Raw genomic sequence first — 20611 nt, forward strand, 5'->3', positions numbered from 1 at the left:
AGCTTCCACTTTTTTATATTTCCAAATTTCTGTCTAAGGTTTTTAGCTGCGAACCTTGTTGAACTATCATGCCTCGTTACTAAAATAAATTAACAAAAAAGGGTACCTTCAAAAAATGACCTATACCATATTATTCTTAAGCCAGTTCCTACAACAAAAACATTTGGATACAATTTCCTATATTTATCATCATTATTACCTAATTTCAAATTGAAGAGTTGGTCCAGAATATGAAAGGTTGTAATTAACTCTAACGCAAAAAAACAATCTTTTTAAAATTTCTCTTTTCAAATAACCTGGACCTTTACTTCAATAAGAAAGGGCGATCTTCGCTATTGAAGCATCGCACCCGTTACTTTAAATACATTACTTCACAATCAGCCTAAATCTAAAAATGAACGGACTTTTTCTACGTGTTTATCCTTGAGATATATTGAGTCCAAAGTATGGCTTTTCGAATGGGATCACCAAAGAAGTACCTTTCATACTGGGTTTGCCTTGTGCCAAATGGACTCATTGTTAATTCCCATGCTAAACGGAATAGTTTTACTCGTTCTTCAGCATTCTTACTGTATGCCTGGACCCCTCCCACTTTAAAACCTCTTCTCTTTTATGAAATATCAAATTGATTATTTTTATTTTTTTTTAATTCTTCACTTATTATTTCATTTACATTAATTCCAAAATTTTGAGGCAAGTTTGCAGCTCTAACTAACTTCCATCTCGTTATTCTGGAATGTTTGTTCCTAAGACTTTTAGCAGCGTGCCTAACTCTCCTTATTCGAAACTCTTCTACTGTTTCTGTAACCTCTTCCAAAAGCTTACGAGACTTAGGCAACTTATCCAAATGTTTTTCTAATAATGATATCTTCCCAACCGCTCTTCCTATCTTACTTTTCGTTATCCTTACTAACGGTACAGTATTAATCAACTTCAAAAATTCATTGTTTATTAGTAAAAAAATATCATTATCCCTATTTTCCCAATTGATGATATTTTTTTTACAAACCGGTTTTAATTTTGGTGGTAAGTTTTTAAATAACCATTCTCTATCATTACGGTAAAGCCAAATATAAACACTAGGCAATGACTTTCTTAATTCAGTTCTACTTAATCCTATTCCGTTTTCTTTGTGATGTATCCATCTTCCTCTATACTCAAACTTCCTGTTATAGGCTGAATTATTTACTTGATTAGGCTTTTCCACTATATCTTTACGTTGAATAATACTTTTTACAGTGTTGTAATCAACTTCTAATTTTTTTGCTATTTTGTATATGGAGTCACCTTTCGCGTATAGATACTTTACTTTACTAATCCAGATATCACCAAAGGATATTATTCTTCTTTTAGTATATCTATCTGAATAACATCGTTCAGGTCCTACCCTTGTATATACAAAACCACACTTACAAGTAAATATTCCTATCGGTTGCCCATTTTTCCTATCAAATTTTTCTTTGATATTAGTAACTATTGCTTTTCCAAAATGATCTGATGCTTTGTTTAAACATGGGTAAGGAGGATCATTAAAGAAAAGGTTCGAATGCTTTTTTACAATACGATATGAACTAATATTAGTATTGAAATAATATAGCAACAATAAATGTCTTAAAGGATGACACGAAACACGTGGTTTCCTCAGTACTTTGTGTAACCATGTATCTTGATCATCAGAATTAATATTACACTCCAATAATTTCAAGGCATCACGTCCGAATTTACTTATAAATTGTGGAACAAATTTAGCCATATTAACTCTGGAAGAAGTCGTCGTATAACTATATTCTTTTAATTTCATCAAATAATAATTTCTTAAATTTTTTAACCCAATTACATCAAGATTTAGTTTAAGGAGTGCTTGAGATTCATTAGAAATAAACTTTAAGATTTCAAAGTGGTGTAATAAACCTTCATATGGTTCTACAATATCAACCTCACTTAGAGCATAGAATTTCTGTCTAGTACTTTGGATTTTAAATGACACATCAGAACATACTAACTGAGAATTATGGATGGGACAAATATATACACCTGGCAATTGATGACTCCTATGCCAATAAGGTTCACCATATCTTAATTGATCTTGATTATAACAGTCTAAACAATATTTGAGATTTTTCGGAAATGGAATATTACTACCCATTATTCCAAGACTCATATGCAAACTACTCCCTTTTTCATAAAGCATCATATTTTCTACCTTTTCTACAATGCTCTCTTTCAAAAAAGGACGGTAATATGGCAATAATGTATGGTTATCTCTTAGGTAAATTGGATCATACAAAAAACCTATATTTTTACATAATTCTACTAAATTACATGGTAAATCTGATGTAGGTATTAGGCTATCAATACTAAATAGCTCCATTATTGTTCTTTTAAAGCTGTGGTTCCCACTTCGCAAATGATATCTAGAAAGAACACTATAAAGTAACTCATCGTCATAACATCTAGGGAAAAAACTTAGCATTTTTTCTCACCCTAACTTATAAATTCATTAAAAGGTTTAATTATACCTACTTCCCTAAGTGCTTCCTCAATAGCTCTATCTTTTTCTAAAGCCTTTTGCATGATTAAACGAATATCATCATTACCTGAATAATGAATATTTTTCTTTCCTTTTGATTTTTTTCCTTTAGAAGTGTTTGAATCTTTAACTTCGGAATCCTGCATTTGAAGTACGATACTAGCAACTCTTTTTCGTACTTCAACAATATTATCCATAGCAATATTAGATTCCATTACTTCAGATACAACTCTTATTGCTTCATCATCATTTAAACCAAGGTTCATTGCTATCTCTACCAAGTTATCGAAATTTATATGATTCTTAACCTGATTCATTGCCCTTTTATGTTCTAATTCCCCCTTACCATATATATCTAACCTGTCTCCGAGTGCTTTTATATACTCATTTACATCCACCCAATCAGCTTTTAAATCTGAGTATTTGATAATTGCTTGTTTATCTCCTGCCCTTAGTGCTTGAATAACAGGCTGAGCAAATTTCATATTGTTTTGAGCAACAGTTCTAATTAATCTACTAGATAACTTTTCTTGCCCAAAAGCGATTGCATGTTGTTGTGACTTAATGAAGAGTTTTACTATATAATCGGTAATACCCATAGTTAATTCATAAAATGTATCTTTTATCTCTTCAGAAAGTACAACACGCTCTTTAGTCAATTGAAGTTCCCATAATTTATTAATAAATAATTCCCATTCTTCTCCTTTAATCATTGGATCTAGGAACGTTGCACCGTTACCTTCAGCCCTCCTCCCGTTTGCCATTAACTTATTAAATAGCGTAGCAGCTTTATAAGTACCTATATATAGTATAGGAATACCCAACTTATTTGATAATTCAACAAAAAAATCAATCATTTCTTGTCCAGATTCCCCAGGCTTCATCCGTTGGATTTCATCAATAACTAAGACTCCTACGCAATGTAATGCACAGATATGAGCCATATCATCAATTAGCTCTTCCTCTGTAGAACGACTTTTTACGAATTTATCAAAATAATTTTGTTGTAAAATTTGATCTACTACCCTAAAAAAGTTCTGGCATAAAGATTTCCGTTTACTATTAAAAGGGCATTCTATTTTAATCCAAACTATTTGTTTTAAGTACCCTAAGGAATATTCCCCTCTTTGATAATTGGTATGAACTATTACTTGAGGGTACATTAATAATATTTTTTCAACAGCGGTTGTTTTACCAATACCACTTATCCCCATTACTGTATAACAATTAGCTGTTGAACGATTTCCAATCAAATTTTTACCACTTTCATCTAAATCATGGTCCAAAATATTTTTTACACCAACCGCAAATTGCCTTGCATAAAAAGGCGATAATGGATTCCTACCAACGTACCCTCTCCTAATTAATAAGGATATCTCAAATTCTATTTTTAAATGGAGAGGTAATGGTTGCATAAAATTACGAATCTGTTCAACGATATGTAATCTAATTTCAGGTGGTTTATCACAATCACCTTCTCTTAATTTTGGTAGATTAAATAGTAGTTCTGCTACCTCTTTCATTGTATATATTTTTGGTAGTGCCTCTATCAAGGGATTTTTACTATAGTCATCTATTTCCTGTTCTTTATAAACCGCTCTACATTGTCTCCCCATGAGAGCATAGATAATACTACCTCCTATATTTAATTCTTTTTTCACTTATTTTCTTCACCACTTCCTAAATTTTTTAATAAATTTATTATTCCTTTTTCATCTTTATTTTCATACGGGACATGCATTTTAATATCTATAATCTCTGCCGATTTAGTCGGGTTATTTGGTTTTAGAGTATCATTCCAGGCCTGCTTCTTTCTTAAAGTCTCTTTTTCGATACCCCGATTTTTCCTAATATCTTTTGTTTTACTATGCTTACTTTGCCCTGGAATTTGAGCGTTATTTGTTTTAGTTGACTCCTCTTCAATGATAGCCTCAACCTGTGCATCAGTATCTGCTGACATTTGCCTCTGTTCTCCTTTCAAAAGTTCTTCTTTAACGAATTTGTCTTCATAATACTCTAGTAAATCTTCAACTCTCGGTGTAACTTCCTCACCGTCATGAAGACTATCAGTCATGTCGAACCTTTCAAACTCTCCATCAGGTTTAAGAAAATAAATATTATTAATATTTCTTGGATCATAAGAGACTGTAATAGTCTTACTCCCTTTTATTAGAGCCGCTTCAAACCACTCATTTTTTATAGCATATTCAGAGGAATAATACCGACGGTTAAAATATACCCCCGCTTCCCTTATTGATGCATTACCACTGGGCATTAGATGCAAACGAACCAAGTCTTTACTTATTTCTTTTAGGTGTCCATACCTATTTTTAATACCCCATTCCCATAAATTTAATGGAGTAGGCGTTATATTATCCTTTATCATGTCTGGTGAAAGAGGATAATCTTTTAAAAGTTTTTTGTTATGCTCAATAATCGAAAGAACCATTATTTTCTCGAATGATTTCAATGTAAGTTTTGCATCTAGCCTGTAATCTTTGCTACCTCTTTCTTTGTAATTTTTATGTACAGCTCCTGGAATCCATTTTTTTATTTTTGTATTGATAGTTCGAAAATGTTGCTCAATAATACCTTTTAAATCAGCTCTATATGGAGGAGTATTCTTAACAAATATCCCAAGTCCATCAATATAATTTTCTATATTGCCACTTTCTAGTTCCCCTCTATCAGCAGTAATAGAGGAAGGTAAATAATGGGCTGGCCAGTCACTTGAACCAATATTATTAATCCCCAAAGATTGACAATACTCTTTCTTATTAAGAGAACAATTTTCTAATGCCATCATTGCACCAATCCATGATGGCCCCTCTAAGCCAACATATAATCCAACCACCATTCTCGAAAAAACATCCTTTACACAATAAACAACTGGTCTGCCAATGATCCTGTTCCGTGCTAGTGAACTAACAAGATACACATCAGCAACAGTTGCATCAATTTCAAAAATTGCACCTGGACCAGCCGCCCGTTTAGTTGCATTCCCTGTTTTCGCTCTATAATTTAACAAGTAATCTTTTTCCCCAAACTTCATCATTAATTTATCTTTTACGCTATATTCTTTATTAAACCAGTATACGAATTGTCTGTACGTTGGTGCTTCCTCTTCTTTGGGAAGTATGTGGCTTTTCACACTATTTACTATGTGATATCCTTGGTGATAAAAGTTTTTCAACATTTGGTCGTGTGTAAACTTTAAATCAGGAACTTCAGCTTTTTCATAATATAATCGAATAGCTATTTTAAAAATTTTTTTATCAGCCTCAGTTACATTTACACCAATTAAGGTTATATCTTCTTGTGTTTTCTTTGGTGGCCTTCCTACTTTTTTATCGCCCAATTTTTTTTCTTTTCCGGGACCACCACTATTTACATACATTGGTAATAGCGCATTTTTCACTTTTCCAAAAGCCCAATATTGTTTCATTTTTTTATATATCCATTTCTTCTTTATACCGTGTTTTCTAATTAGTTCATTTACTAATTCACCTCTGTAATTTCGGTCATATATCTGTGGTTCTAGTTGCAAAACGGGCTCTAGGATTTCCCACGCTTCGTCCCTTTCTATAGAATGCTTTTGAAGATACTCTTGTTCAGGAAAAAGTAATTTAATAAATGGTTCTTTCGATAATTTCCTTACAAAAGGGGTTTCAAGCGCCTCAATAATTTCACTATATGTTCTCCATATTGGCATCTGTTGCTTTTTCTCTCCAATTTTAGTTACTACAACATATTCTAAATTAGGAGATATCCATAATACCCTTTCAAGAAAAAGATGTTTATTCTCCTCATCAGACCATTCTATTATTGAATTCACCGAGATTTCATTCATCCGAACATCTCCTTACCTTTATATATTTGACTTCTATTATTAATTAATAAATTGACCTTTTTTGTTGGGTTGATTTCCTGTTCCATATCGGCTAGCCAATACTTATTTGCAATTAAATATTTTACGATAAATAAACACGTCCCTAGCTCAAATCCAAATTTTTCATCACATTGTAATGCAACCATTGATAAGGGTTCCTTAGAAGTTGAGATTTCATTAAATAATGTTGGTGCAATCCTATGAACTATTTTTTCATTCAAACCTGAATAGCTTAAATACTTCGCGTTATAAATCAAATCCATATTCTTTATAAATATTTCAGAAAAATCTTTATCTGTTACAATGCCCCAATCAATTCCTAGTTCTTTGTAAAACTGTTGTTCTATTGCAAATTTTTCACCCTCTCTTTTCTTTAAATTACTAGCAGGTTTTATTTGCCTTGCCTTATACCCAATTCCCTTTTCTGTCTTTACTGTTATAAAAAAATCTGTTGTCATTACAACAAATTCATTTGATTTTGGATCAGTTGGATGCTTAACACCTAAAAACTCTGCAATTTCTAATGTTCTTTCTATAGGAAGGAGTGGATACTGTTCCCTTATATCAATTACAGAGTCAGACCATTCTAAAGTAAAAAAATAATGTAATTCTAGGTCAGATAGTACATGATGAATTCTTTCTGTCTTCCATCCTTTAGACCTAGTTACCATCCCCTTTGAAGGAACATCATGAATAGTTAACCAGGGTTTATAATTGGAACCCTCTCCTTTTCCACGCCCTTCTTTTATCCACCGACTTATTTGGTCCTGATTAGTTTCTCTTTTTCTTTTAGCCACATTTATTCTCCTTTTAAGTTCTGTCAATCCCTTGCTACGTATAGGTTTTTTGTATAGAGTCTAATATTAGACTCTATACAAAGAAAAAAAACTCTGCCCTTGTTATGGACAGAGTTTTTTAAAAAAGTTGTTATTTTATTATTAATGAATATTAAGGTATAAATTTTCATTTTTTCACCAGAATTATTTTTTTATTAAGCATTAATATGGTAAACTTTCTTATTAATTATTCAACTAATTAAAATTTACAACTTTTTTTGTTGGTTCCACTCTTTTTTTTCTAGTGTTCAACTTTTTTTGTTAGTTACCATCTTTTTTGTCTCTAAACACCAGTCTTAATTTATATTTATTCCTTATTCCACCGTTACGCTCTTTGCTAAATTCCGTGGCTTATCAACGTCGCAATCACGATGAAGCGCTGCATAATAGGAGATAAGCTGTAATGGGATAACAGAGATTAGTGGTGTTAGCATTTCGTTAACAGCCGGGAGCACATAACGGTCTTCCTCTGTTTCTAAGCCCTTCATAGAAATGATACATGGATGTGCACCACGTGCAACAACCTCTTTGACATTCCCACGAATGCTTAGGTTCACATGCTCTTGTGTAGCTAGAGCGATAACCGGTGTTCCTTCTTCGATTAAGGCAATTGTTCCGTGCTTTAATTCTCCTCCAGCAAAACCTTCTGCTTGGATATAGGAGATTTCTTTTAGCTTTAAGGCACCTTCTAAACCAACAAAGAAGTCCATCGCACGACCGATAAAGAAGCAGTTACGAGTTGTTGTAAAATACTCCCACGCGATTGCTTCCATTACTTCTTTGTCATCACAAAGAGCCTCCATGCTGTTTGCGATAATACCGAGCTCTTTGGCTAGGTCCATCCCCACCATGATTCCCTTTGATTCTGAGGTTACGTAGGCCAGGATTGCAAGTACGGCTAACTGAGCAGTGTATGCCTTTGTTGATGCCACTGCAATTTCAGGACCTGCATGTAATAGCAAAGTGTAATCAGCTTCACGAGACAGTGTTGAACCTGGGACATTAGTAATCGTAATGGACTTGTGGCCCATTTCTTTGACATGTACTAAAACCGCTCTGCTGTCAGCAGTTTCTCCACTTTGTGAAATAAAGATGAATAATGGTTTCTCAGATAGTAGTGGCATATTGTAAGAGAATTCGCTAGAAATGTGAACCTCTACTGGAATGTGCGCCATTTTTTCAATGAATTGCTTCCCAACAAGACCAGCATGATAACTAGTTCCAGCAGCAATGATATAGACGCGGTCTGCTTCCCTCATTGCTTCGACAATACAAGGATCAATTGACAATGTACCATTATCGTTTTGATATTCTTGAACAATCTTTCTCATTACCAAAGGCTGTTCGTCAATTTCCTTCAGCATATAGTGTGGGTAGGTTCCCTTTTCAATATCACTTGCATCTAGCTCTGCTGTATATGGGTCACGGTTGATTGCTTCACCCGTTAAATTTTTGATTGTGACAGACTCTTCTTTAACAATGACAATTTCTTTATCCATTAACTCGATATATTGATCGGTTACCTGAAGCATTGCCATTGCATCACTTGCGACAACATTAAAATTGTCTCCAAGACCAACAAGAAGTGGACTTTTGTTTTTCGCAACATAGATCGTTTCCTTGTTTTGCTCATCAAGCATTGCAATCGCATAGGATCCCTTTAGAAGGCTTAATGTCTTACGAAATGCCTCTTCAACTTCAAGTCCCTGATTTACAAATTGCTCAAGTACTTGAACAACAACCTCTGTATCCGTATCACTTTTTAACTCCACGTTTTGTAAATACCCATCCTTAAGCTGTGTGTAATTTTCAATTACACCATTATGAACAAGAGTGAACCGTCCAGAAGATGCTTGATGTGGGTGTGCATTGATTTTACTTGGCACTCCATGTGTTGCCCAACGTGTGTGCCCAATCCCCGCCGTAGCAAATAAACTTTGATCTACCGCCTCACGAAGTGTTGCAATACGACCTTTTTCTTTAAAAACATGAACACCTTCATCATTCATCACTGCAATTCCAGCTGAATCATATCCACGATACTCGAGCTTTTCTAGTCCCTTTAACAAAATATCCTTAGAGTCTTTCTGTCCAATAAAACCTACAATTCCGCACATAAATTAAGTTTCCTCCCTAAAAAAGGGAACAAGAAAGCACGGGGCTAACTTGCCCCTTTTTTTCCATATTTATCTGTTTACTCAATCATATCCTTCTGTTTGTGCAGAGAGTCACCCCTCTGTTTTACCAAAAAGGAATTGCGGTCGTGATTGATGACAACCGGGAGGCATCCGCCGAAGTTTCGATAAACCTCCTCCTCGTCAACTAAACCTGTAACAACAGCCTATGCTTTGTTACTTTTTCCGTTCATGGTTTAGTTCTGGCGCTTTAAAAATGATTATGAATGATAGTCTTATCCCTCCTTCTCCACAATAAAAAAGAACAAGAACAATAATACTACAGAAAATCCAAAATCGTCAATCAAAACATGGAATAAATTTTCCATGTATACTAAAAAAATATGCAAACGTGGAACAGGTTGTGCCAAGTTTGCATATTTTTAATCAAATTGTATAATTACTCCGCACCCATTTCTGTTTTTACAACAGCTACGATACGGTCTACATATTCTTTACATTGCTCTTCTGTTGGAGCTTCTGCCATTACCCTTACTAAAGGCTCAGTTCCTGAAGGTCGTACCAAGATGCGACCATTACCATTCATTTCAGCTTCTACCTGTTCGATAACCTCTTTGATCACAGGATTATCTGTAACATGGTATTTATCTGTAACTTTCACGTTCACCAATAGCTGCGGGAACTTTTTCATTTCACTTGCAAGCTGTGATAAAGGTTTCTTCGTGCTCTTCATGATATTAACTAATTGCAGACCTGTTAATAGTCCATCACCAGTTGTATTGTAATCTAGGAAAATGATATGTCCTGATTGTTCACCGCCTAGGATATATCCACTCTTCTTCATTTCCTCTACAACATAGCGGTCACCAACAGCGGTTTGTACACTTGCAATATCATTCTCTTCCAAAGCTTTATAGAAGCCTAAATTACTCATTACCGTGGAAACCACTGTTTGTTGCTTTAATCGACCTTGTTCCTTCATATGCTTTGCACAAATATACATGATTTGATCACCATCAACGATATCGCCATTTTCATCAATTGCAATAAGACGGTCTCCATCGCCATCAAATGCCAATCCAACATCCGCGCCCTTTTCTTTTAAGAAAGCTGCTAGCGCTTCTGGATGAGTAGAACCTACACCATCGTTGATATTAAGGCCATTTGGAGAAGTCCCCATTGTAGAAATATCTGCATCTAGATCAGCAAATAAATGCGTAGCTAGGGAAGATGTTGCCCCGTTAGCGCAATCTAATGCCACATGGATACCTGTGAAATCCTCTTCCACTGTTTGCTTTAAGAATTGAAGGTATTTTTGACCACCCTCGAAATAGTCATTTACCTGTCCTAATTCAGCCCCAACTGGACGCGGAAGCTGGTCTTCAGGTAAGTCTAATAGTGCTTCAATTTCATTTTCCTGTTCATCAGAAAGCTTAAATCCATCTGGACCAAAGAACTTAATTCCATTATCTTGGACTGGATTATGTGAGGCAGATATCATTACGCCCGCCTCAGCCCCTAAAGCCTTTGTTAAATACGCTACACCTGGAGTCGAAATGACACCTAAGCGCATAACCTCTGCCCCAATGGATAATAGACCTGCTACAAGCGCACCTTCTAGCATATGACCTGAAATACGGGTATCGCGGCCTATTATAACCTTTGGTCTTTCTTTATCCTTTGTTAACACATAACCTCCAAATCTTCCTACCTTAAATGCAAGCTCTGGAGTTAATTCGCTATTTGCAACACCACGTACACCATCTGTACCAAAATATTTTCCCATTTTAAATGATCTCTCCTTTTGCAGATACTTCCTTACCCTTCTATTTCGGTGATTCGTATCTTTGCCTTTTCTTGAGGTAATGCCCATGTCACATTATCTGGGCCCTTCACATTTATATCTACATCGTGTTCACCAATTCCTAGGTCAGTCACATCGATAAATACATCAAGGTTGGTAGGACTTGTCCCTGCTATGACACTCGGTGCACCCTGAATTTCTAAATCGAGGGTCCCTGCTTCAGGATTTAAAAAGGTTAGTGCAAATTGGGCACCCAATCCTTGGCTTCTAATTGATAAATCTGAGAAGGTTTCCGATATCTCTTCTTCGACATCGACTGTTACTTCGATTTCCTGTGGGGATACCTGGATAACCCCTTTCGGAATCGGAACCTTCACTTTAACTGTTGAATCTTCCTTAATTTTATCAAGATCGATTTCACCTTCTATAGAAGAAATGGCATCAATGATCTCTTTTGGACCAAATATTGTAACCTGATTTGGCGTTGGCGTAATATTAACTAAGCTTAACCCATCCGCAAGTTTTCCTTTCTGCTTAAGGGTAAATGATACGGATTTATTCGGGCTAACAATTGGTACCGTAATTTCAACAACATTCGGCTCAACCGTGACCGACAATACATTTTGATTTTTATCATACACAGCTACTCTTGATTCCTGTGTAAATGTTTCCGTAACTCCCTTAAGGTCGACAACCGCTTTTACTAACGCAATTCTTTCAATTTCCTCTAAGGCCCCGGTTATTTTAACAACTCGAGGTGCCACTACTGGTTGTTCGATCGTATATCCATTTGCTACTTGGTCACGATTAACAAAATCGACTTCAACAGGGAATTCCTTTGTCACCTTTTCCTGAATAACGACGGTAATTTCAGCAGGATCAATTTTCACTTTAATTTTATCAGATATATTTCGATATTGTAATTTTACCTTATGGGTGCCAACAGATAACTGAGTAAGGTCTGCATATACTTCAATTTCCTTTTGAAGACCTTCTCTCTTGGTAACGCCTGATGGACCTTCTATAGTAACATTTACGTATTGAGGAACCCCCGATACCACTAGATTTTGATCATCATAGTAAGTATTTACCGGAATTTCCGTTAGTGTCTCTGAATAATTTGAAAATAACGGAATCCCTGCAGGACTCTTGGATGCAGGTTGATTTTCAAAACTGACAGATGCAAATAAGAGCAAAGCAATTAATAAGGCAATAATCCGTGTAACCCAACGATTATCCATTAATTTATCCATTCTTTTTCCCCCTCCATTGCCAAAGTGGATGAGAGGTATTGCTTTCGTTCGTAATTAGTTCTTGTTTTAGTAAATCCCGAAATGCATCAGGTTTCAAATCACGGTGTAATTCTCCATTCTTTGTTAATGACACAGCTCCGGTCTCTTCTGATACAACGATGGTAATGCTGTCTGTTACCTCACTAATCCCAAGTGCAGCTCGGTGCCGCGTTCCTAATTCTTTTGAGATAAATGGACTCTCTGAAAGCGGTAGGTAACAAGCCGCAGCCGCGACCTGATTTTTTTGAATAATGACGGCTCCATCATGTAGAGGAGTATTTGGAATAAAAATATTGATTAGTAACTCTGATGAGATAGCTGAATGAAGTGGGATCCCGGTTTCTACATAATCCCCCATTCCCGTTTGTCGCTCAACTGAAATGAGTGCACCAATACGGCGTTTTGCCATATAATCGGTAGCTTTTGTGATCGCTTCAATTAATTTGGCCTGCTGATCATCTTCATCCGTACCACTTCTGGAGAATATTTTTCCGCGCCCCAGCTGTTCCAATGCCCTTCGCAATTCAGGCTGGAAGATGACGATAATCGCCAAGAATCCCCAATCCATTACCTGGTCCACTAACCAAAACAATGTATGTAATTCTAATAGGCTACTCAATAAGCGGATAAAAACGATTACGATAATGCCCTTTAATAGCTGAACAGCTTTTGTTCCGCGTATAAGGGATAATAATTTATATATCACATACCAGACAAGGAGAACATCTAAAAAAATGCCGAGGTAACCTAGTAATGGGAGTTCATTAAATGACATTCTCACACTTCCTCTATGAAATAATCCAACAACATAGTTAGCTATAATATTATATCATATAACTTTCATGTACCAATTACAAATTGGTAGGAGGATAAGCACAAATTCAAAATAGAAAAAGACCACCGTGACCGATGGCCTATTCTTCTTGATCAAAAATGTGAATTGCATCTGTTCCTACCTTTTTTATATGGTACCAAAGCCACTCAAACATCTGGTTGACTTCTTTAATTTCACCAGTAACATTTCCAGCTGAGGCCATATAATTCTCACCATTTATCACTGTGACATCTCCGTCCACTGCTCCCTCAATTACAATCTTTCCGTTCTTTACAACGACATCACCTTTTACTGTTTCGCCTTCGGGAACTATGACGGTATTGTTTTCCACAATTAAATTTGGTTGCTTTGAAACAGAGAATTGCTCACTTTCACTCCAGACTGAAAAAAGACTTCCTGCCATTAATAATAGAAAGAGTGAGGCTGCTGTCAACATTGGATGCTCTCTAAACCAGCGTCTAAAACTCACAGTACGTTTTTCCTTCGGTAGATTTTGCATGACCTTTAATGTGAAATCGTTAGGTGCGGAAATGTGAGAAGTACTTTGTACCAACGCAATGGTTTTCTTTAGCTCATGAAAATGTTGATGACATGATTCGCATGTTAGCAAGTGCTCACGTAGTAGCTTCTCTTCCTCTTCAGAAATGTCTTCATCTAGGTAATTGTGCATTAGTTCAATCATGTTGTTTTCTGAACAGTTCATTCTTTCTCACCCCTATACATGTCGAAGCTGGTTTCGTAATGCTTCTCGACCTCTGTGAATTCTTGTTTTTACCGTACCCACCGGTAGGTCAAGAATTCCACTAATTTCCTTTAGCGAAAACTCCTCGATGTATTTTAAAACAATAACCGAACGATACTTATCTGGAAGCTTCATTATTTCCGATTGAATTAACTCTTGAAGTTCCATCGTTTCTAGCTCGTCCTCCGGTAATGCAGCATCTGCGGCAATCTGCGAGTACATAGTTAGTCCATCTGAGCCTGCAAGCTCAGCATCTAGATAGTAGTCAGGCTTTTTCTTACGAATGCGGTCAATCGACAGATTCGTTGCTATCCGATATAGCCATGTTGAGAACTTTTTATTCAAATCATAGCTATGAATATTAACATATGCTCGAATAAAGGCTTCCTGTGCAATATCCTCTGCCTCATGTCGGTTTCCAAGCATACGATAGCATATTTGAAAAACCTTGTCTTTGTAAAATTCTACTATTTCCGCAAATGCATTCTGATCTCCATTTTTTATCTGCCTAATTCTGTTTTTGATGATAGTCTCCATTTTGTATACCTCCGCCACTGCGGGTATCATTATTTACGATTCACCTTTAAAAAGGTTTCATTTTCTCCATAATTTTCATTTTAACAAATTTTGGCTAGTTTATGTGGTGGAAATCAAAACTTTATAAATAAAAACCACAGTACCTCACTTAAAGAGATACTGTGGCGTCCTCACAAAAGTTTTTCTCCAAATAAAGAACCCATTAAAGCAACAGCAACTGAAGCTGTTTTATTTTTATCATCTAATATTGGATTAACCTCTACGAATTCAGCAGATGTTATTAATTTGGATTCCTCCAACATTTCCATCGCTAAATGACTTTCACGGTAACTAATCCCGCCAAGTACTGGGGTTCCCACGCCTGGCGCATCATGTGGATCAAGACCATCTAAATCTAATGATAAGTGTACACCATCTGTTCTTTCTTTTAGATATAGAATCGTTTCTTCCATGACCTTTGTCATCCCTAGACGATCAATTTCATGCATCGTATACACTTTAACCCCTAGCTGCTTAATTAATGCTTTCTCACCTTCGTCGAGTGATCTTGCCCCAATAATGACAACGTTTTCGGGATTGATCTTTGGACTATATCCAGCAATATCAGTAAGACGTTTATGACCAAGTCCAAGGCTTACAGCAAGTGGCATTCCATGAATATTGCCAGATGGCGATGTATCAGCCGTGTTTAAATCGCCGTGAGCATCATACCATATGACCCCTAAATTTTTATAATGTTTAGAAACCCCAGCGAGAGTTCCAATGGCAATACTATGGTCACCACCTAAAACAAGTGGAAATCTTCCATTCAGTATCACCTCATCAACCGTAGCAGCAAGCTTCTCATTGGCTTCAGATACTTTCTCAAGGTTTTTCAAATTTTCATCATTGGCCACTTCCTCACGAGTTGGACGGGTGATTTCGATATCGCCTAAATCATCTATATCATAGTCAAGCCTTTCTAATCGTTCAACAACACCAGCATAACGAATGGCACTTGGTCCCATATCAACCCCTCTACGCATCTGACCTAAGTCCATTGGCACCCCAATGATTGATATATCCTTCTTCATGATAAAATGCCCCCTCTCCCATATATTCTATTGTAACTGCTTTCAACAGATTGACTCAACTCAACAAAATCATGTATATCTATACAGTTTGGAAGGGGGATGAGATGGTATTTTGTTTGCAACTGGATAAAGTTAGGAAATAATAAATTTATTCAGCGCGTTATCACCCTTGCAACTGGAGATTATTAGGAGATGCAGTGCTTATTAAGTGCGTTATTACGCCCGCAACTGGAGATTATTAGGAGATACCTTGTTTGTTAAGAGCGTTATCACGCCCGCATTTGGAGATCATTAGGAGATGCTGTGCTTGTTAAGCGCCCTTATTACACCCCATACCTATATTAAGTCAGGAAATTGTAAAACAGAAAAGACATTAGATTAAGGCAAAAAAAAATAAACCTTTGAGGTTTATTGAATATACATCATGGTATTGGTGGAGCCTAGCGGGATCGAACCGCTGACCTCCTGCGTGCAAAGCAGGCGCTCTCCCAGCTGAGCTAAGGCCCCTAAATATGAAAAAGAAGTAGTTCGTGGAGCGGAAGACGGGATTCGAACCCGCGACCCCCACCTTGGCAAGGTGGTGTTCTACCACTGAACTACTTCCGCATAAGAGATGAGCCATGAAGGACTCGAACCTTCGACCCTCTGATTAAAAGTCAGATGCTCTACCGACTGAGCTAATGGCTCGTACGCGAGATTGGTGAATAATGTGTTTATGTAATCGAATTGAGTACATCTACGACGTCCCAATCTCAGAAAGCCAGTTCAAGTAGCATCTCGATTGGTACGCTGAAGCTTATGCTTCGAAGCTTACTCGTTCGTGCTCTACCGACTGAGCTAATGGCTCTAAAATGGCTGGGCTAGCAGGATTCGAACCTACGAATGACGGAGTCAAAGTCCGTTGCCTTACCGCTTGGCTATAGCCCATTGATTAAACTTCATGAAACTTCTTCGAAAATGCTTCACGAACTTTCATCCGGAAATTTGTTGTATTCAATTACCCTATTATCTTGCGCAATCAGCTACAAAATATGAGTAATTTTACTAATTAAATCTACAATTCCCATAAAAATAGCCTACTTCATCCGTTTGAACTCGTCCAAAGAAAGAATAAAGGCTTATAAAAAACCGTAAATGGTGGAGGGGGACGGATTCGAACCGCCGAACCCTGAGGGAGCGGATTTACAGTCCGCCGCGTTTAGCCACTTCGCTACCCCTCCATTTAAGGTGGTGCCGGCTAGAGGACTTGAACCCCCAACCTACTGATTACAAGTCAGTTGCTCTACCAATTGAGCTAAACCGGCAAAAGTTAAATTAATGGTGGAGGATGACGGGATCGAACCGCCGACCCCCTGCTTGTAAGGCAGGTGCTCTCCCAGCTGAGCTAATCCTCCAAAAATGGTGACCCGTACGGGATTCGAACCCGTGTTACCGCCGTGAAAGGGCGGTGTCTTAACCGCTTGACCAACGGGCCAATTAAGAATTCCCTTTTTTTAAGCTTCCAAGCGGGCTCGAACCGCTGACCTCTTCCTTACCATGGAAGTGCTCTACCAGCTGAGCTATGGAAGCAATGGCTCCGCAGGTAGGATTCGAACCTACGACCGATCGGTTAACAGCCGATAGCTCTACCACTGAGCTACTGCGGAATAAATGCCTAGCGACGTCCTACTCTCACAGGGACAAAGTCCCAACTACCATCGGCGCTGAAGAGCTTAACTTCCGTGTTCGGTATGGGAACGGGTGTGACCTCTTCGCTATCGCCACTAGACTATATGAAGGATTCATTCCCTCAAAACTAGATAACTAAAACATTCATTAGAAGTGATTTTGGTTAAGTCCTCGATCGATTAGTATCAGTCAGCTGCACATGTCACCATGCTTCCACCTCTGACCTATCAACCTCGTCATCTTCGAGGGATCTTACTAGTTTAACACTATGGGAAATCTCATCTTGAGGGGGGCTTCATGCTTAGATGCTTTCAGCACTTATCCCTTCCACACATAGCTACCCAGCTATGCCCTTGGCAGGACAACTGGTACACCAGCGGTGTGTCCATCCCGGTCCTCTCGTACTAAGGACAGCTCCTCTCAAATTTCCTACGCCCACGACGGATAGGGACCGAACTGTCTCACGACGTTCTGAACCCAGCTCGCGTACCGCTTTAATGGGCGAACAGCCCAACCCTTGGGACCGACTACAGCCCCAGGATGCGATGAGCCGACATCGAGGTGCCAAACCTCCCCGTCGATGTGGACTCTTGGGGGAGATAAGCCTGTTATCCCCGGGGTAGCTTTTATCCGTTGAGCGATGGCCCTTCCATGCGGAACCACCGGATCACTAAGCCCGACTTTCGTCCCTGCTCGACTTGTAGGTCTCGCAGTCAAGCTCCCTTGTGCCTTTACACTCTACGAATGATTTCCAACCATTCTGAGGGAACCTTTGGGCGCCTCCGTTACTCTTTAGGAGGCGACCGCCCCAGTCAAACTGCCCACCTGACACTGTCTCCAAGGCCGATAAGGCCTTCGGGTTAGAATTTCAATACAGCCAGGGTAGTATCCCACCGACGCCTCCACCGAAGCTGGCGCTCCGGCTTCCAAGGCTCCTACCTATCCTGTACAAGCTGTACCAAAATTCAATATCAGGTTGCAGTAAAGCTCCACGGGGTCTTTCCGTCCTGTCGCGGGTAACCTGCATCTTCACAGGTACTATAATTTCACCGAGTCTCTCGTTGAGACAGTGCCCAGATCGTTACACCTTTCGTGCGGGTCAGAACTTACCTGACAAGGAATTTCGCTACCTTAGGACCGTTATAGTTACGGCCGCCGTTTACTGGGGCTTCGATTCAGAGCTTCGCTTGCGCTAACCCCTCCTCTTAACCTTCCAGCACCGGGCAGGTGTCAGCCCCTATACTTCGCCTTGCGGCTTCGCAGAGACCTGTGTTTTTGCTAAACAGTCGCCTGGGCCTATTCACTGCGGCTTTTCAGGGCTATTCACCCTAAAAAGCACCCCTTCTCCCGAAGTTACGGGGTCATTTTGCCGAGTTCCTTAACGAGAGTTCTCTCGATCACCTTAGGATTCTCTCCTCGCCTACCTGTGTCGGTTTGCGGTACGGGCACCTTCTACCTCGCTAGAAGCTTTTCTTGGCAGTGTGGAATCAGGAACTTCGGTACTATATTTCCCTCGCCATCACAGCTCAACCTTACGGTAAGCGGATTTGCCTACTTACCAGTCTAACTGCTTGGACGCGCATATCCAACAGCGCGCTTACCCTATCCTCCTGCGTCCCTCCATTGCTCAAACGGTAATGAGGTGGTACAGGAATTTCAACCTGTTGTCCATCGCCTACGCTTTTCAGCCTCGGCTTAGGTCCCGACTAACCCTGAGCGGACGAGCCTTCCTCAGGAAACCTTAGGCATTCGGTGGAGGGGATTCTCACCCCTCTTTCGCTACTCATACCGGCATTCTCACTTCTAAGCGCTCCACCAGTCCTCTCGGTCTGACTTCGCTGCACTTAGAACGCTCTCCTACCATTGTTCGTAAGAACAATCCACAGCTTCGGTGATACGTTTAGCCCCGGTACATTTTCGGCGCAGAGTCACTCGACCAGTGAGCTATTACGCACTCTTTAAATGGTGGCTGCTTCTAAGCCAACATCCTGGTTGTCTAAGCAACTCCACATCCTTTTCCACTTAACGTATACTTTGGGACCTTAGCTGGTGGTCTGGGCTGTTTCCCTCTTGACTACGGATCTTATCACTCGCAGTCTGACTCCCGAGAATCAAGTCTTTGGCATTCGGAGTTTGACTGAATTCGGTAACCCGATGAGGGCCCCTAGTCCAATCAGTGCTCTACCTCCAAGACTCTATACTCGAGGCTAGCCCTAAAGCTATTTCGGAGAGAACCAGCTATCTCCAAGTTCGATTGGAATTTCTCCGCTACCCACACCTCATCCCCGCACTTTTCAACGTGCGTGGGTTCGGGCCTCCATTCAGTGTTACCTGAACTTCACCCTGGACATGGGTAGATCACCTGGTTTCGGGTCTACGACCACGTACTATGTCGCCCTATTCAGACTCGCTTTCGCTGCGGCTCCGTCTCTTCAACTTAACCTTGCACGGGATCGTAACTCGCCGGTTCATTCTACAAAAGGCACGCCATCACACATAAATGTGCTTTGACTACTTGTAGGCACACGGTTTCAGGTTCTATTTCACTCCCCTCCCGGGGTGCTTTTCACCTTTCCCTCACGGTACTGGTTCACTATCGGTCACTAGGGAGTATTTAGCCTTGGGAGATGGTCCTCCCAGCTTCCGACGGGATTTCACGTGTCCCGCCGTACTCAGGATCCACTCAAGAGAGAACGAAGTTTCGACTACAGGGTTGTTACCTTCTCTGACGGACCTTTCCAGGTCGCTTCGTCTACTTCGCTCTTTTGTAACTCCGTATAGAGTGTCCTACAACCCCAAGAGGCAAGCCTCTTGGTTTGGGCTATCTTCCGTTTCGCTCGCCGCTACTCAGGAAATCGCGTTTGCTTTCTCTTCCTCCGGGTACTAAGATGTTTCAGTTCCCCGGGTCTACCTTCTCTTACCCTATGTATTCAGGTAAGGATACTGCCCCATTACGAGCAGTGGGTTTCCCCATTCGGAAATCTTCGGATCAATGCTTACTTACAGCTCCCCGAAGCATATCGGTGTTAGTACCGTCCTTCATCGGCTCCTAGTGCCAAGGCATCCACCGTGCGCCCTTCATAACTTAACCTATTCGGCTTTGATAAGCGTCGAATCTCTTTGTCACCTCATTCGTCATCATCCTCACGTACGTTAAAGTACGCTCCGGTGATTCCTCAATCGGTTCCTCGACATTCTCGCTTCTCATTCACCTTTAAGTTTTAAAGAACTTTACTTCAATGAATGTTTTGTTACGTTATCTAGTTTTCA

The 20611-nt window shown here is 39.2% G+C and carries 11 protein-coding genes, 10 tRNA genes, 2 rRNA genes and 1 pseudogene; all 24 read right to left on the minus strand.

From position 1 onward, the window contains the following. Positions 1 to 377: 377 nt before the first annotated feature. Positions 378 to 583, minus strand: a pseudogene (locus RGU12_RS12640) (4-hydroxyphenylacetate 3-hydroxylase C-terminal domain-containing protein); the annotation flags it as partial. 27 nt (positions 584 to 610) lie between these two features. Then, entirely contained in the window at positions 611 to 2473 is a 1863-nt protein-coding gene (locus RGU12_RS12645; RefSeq protein WP_309536468.1) for a TnsD family Tn7-like transposition protein, read from the minus strand. A gap of 11 nt (positions 2474 to 2484) precedes the next feature. After that, positions 2485 to 4191 (minus strand): ATP-binding protein, encoded by a 1707-nt coding sequence (locus RGU12_RS12650; protein WP_309536469.1) that lies wholly within the window; start codon positions 4189 to 4191, stop codon positions 2485 to 2487. Continuing rightward, a complete protein-coding gene (locus RGU12_RS12655) occupies positions 4188 to 6380 on the minus strand; it encodes a TnsB C-terminal domain-containing protein (protein ID WP_309536470.1) in 2193 nt (730 codons plus the stop codon). Before RGU12_RS12655 ends, RGU12_RS12650 begins: the two co-directional genes overlap by 4 nt. Next, the gene (locus tag RGU12_RS12660) at positions 6377 to 7216 is read right to left on the minus strand and encodes a TnsA endonuclease N-terminal domain-containing protein (RefSeq protein ID WP_309536471.1); all 840 of its coding nucleotides are present in this window, start codon (positions 7214 to 7216) and stop codon (positions 6377 to 6379) included. Before RGU12_RS12660 ends, RGU12_RS12655 begins: the two co-directional genes overlap by 4 nt. 353 nt (positions 7217 to 7569) lie before the next feature. Next, positions 7570 to 9372 (minus strand): glutamine--fructose-6-phosphate transaminase (isomerizing), encoded by a 1803-nt coding sequence (gene glmS / locus RGU12_RS12665; protein ID WP_309536472.1) that lies wholly within the window; start codon positions 9370 to 9372, stop codon positions 7570 to 7572. A gap of 457 nt (positions 9373 to 9829) precedes the next feature. After that, positions 9830 to 11176: a phosphoglucosamine mutase gene (gene glmM, locus RGU12_RS12670; protein ID WP_309536473.1), complete on the minus strand. Its 1347-nt coding sequence runs from the start codon at positions 11174 to 11176 to the stop codon at positions 9830 to 9832. Positions 11177 to 11208: 32 nt separating this feature from the next. After that, on the minus strand, positions 11209 to 12447 hold the full coding sequence (locus tag RGU12_RS12675) for a CdaR family protein (RefSeq protein WP_309536474.1): 1239 nt from the start codon (positions 12445 to 12447) through the stop codon (positions 11209 to 11211). Continuing rightward, positions 12440 to 13261 (minus strand): diadenylate cyclase CdaA, encoded by an 822-nt coding sequence (gene cdaA, locus RGU12_RS12680; RefSeq protein ID WP_116354751.1) that lies wholly within the window; start codon positions 13259 to 13261, stop codon positions 12440 to 12442. Before cdaA ends, RGU12_RS12675 begins: the two co-directional genes overlap by 8 nt. Before the next feature lie 139 nt (positions 13262 to 13400). Next, a complete protein-coding gene (locus RGU12_RS12685; RefSeq protein ID WP_309536475.1) occupies positions 13401 to 14024 on the minus strand; it encodes a zf-HC2 domain-containing protein in 624 nt (207 codons plus the stop codon). Positions 14025 to 14036: 12 nt separating this feature from the next. Continuing rightward, the gene (sigW, locus tag RGU12_RS12690; RefSeq protein WP_309536476.1) at positions 14037 to 14600 is read right to left on the minus strand and encodes an RNA polymerase sigma factor SigW; all 564 of its coding nucleotides are present in this window, start codon (positions 14598 to 14600) and stop codon (positions 14037 to 14039) included. Positions 14601 to 14770: 170 nt separating this feature from the next. Then, complete coding sequence (gene rocF / locus RGU12_RS12695) at positions 14771 to 15673, minus strand: arginase (protein ID WP_309536477.1); 903 nt, start codon at positions 15671 to 15673, stop codon at positions 14771 to 14773. A gap of 431 nt (positions 15674 to 16104) precedes the next feature. Further along, a tRNA-Ala gene (locus tag RGU12_RS12700) sits at positions 16105 to 16180 on the minus strand. Between the two features lie 24 nt (positions 16181 to 16204). Next, positions 16205 to 16279, minus strand: a tRNA-Gly gene (locus tag RGU12_RS12705). An 8-nt stretch (positions 16280 to 16287) separates the two neighbouring features. Beyond that, a tRNA-Lys gene (locus RGU12_RS12710) sits at positions 16288 to 16360 on the minus strand. 165 nt (positions 16361 to 16525) lie between these two features. Further along, positions 16526 to 16600, minus strand: a tRNA-Gln gene (locus RGU12_RS12715). Between the two features lie 208 nt (positions 16601 to 16808). Beyond that, positions 16809 to 16893, minus strand: a tRNA-Tyr gene (locus RGU12_RS12720). Between the two features lie 8 nt (positions 16894 to 16901). Then, positions 16902 to 16977 (minus strand) — tRNA-Thr (locus tag RGU12_RS12725). 14 nt (positions 16978 to 16991) lie between these two features. Beyond that, positions 16992 to 17067 (minus strand) — tRNA-Val (locus tag RGU12_RS12730). A gap of 5 nt (positions 17068 to 17072) precedes the next feature. Then, positions 17073 to 17147 (minus strand) — tRNA-Glu (locus tag RGU12_RS12735). Positions 17148 to 17169: 22 nt separating this feature from the next. After that, a tRNA-Thr gene (locus tag RGU12_RS12740) sits at positions 17170 to 17242 on the minus strand. Positions 17243 to 17244: 2 nt separating this feature from the next. After that, positions 17245 to 17319, minus strand: a tRNA-Asn gene (locus RGU12_RS12745). 6 nt (positions 17320 to 17325) lie between these two features. After that, positions 17326 to 17441, minus strand: a 5S ribosomal RNA gene (gene rrf / locus RGU12_RS12750). A gap of 59 nt (positions 17442 to 17500) precedes the next feature. After that, a 23S ribosomal RNA gene (locus RGU12_RS12755) occupies positions 17501 to 20432 on the minus strand. Positions 20433 to 20611: the final 179 nt, after the last annotated feature.

It is taken from the genome of Ferdinandcohnia sp. QZ13, assembly GCF_031324165.1.
Classification (GTDB): Bacteria; Bacillota; Bacilli; order Bacillales; family Bacillaceae_L; genus Ferdinandcohnia.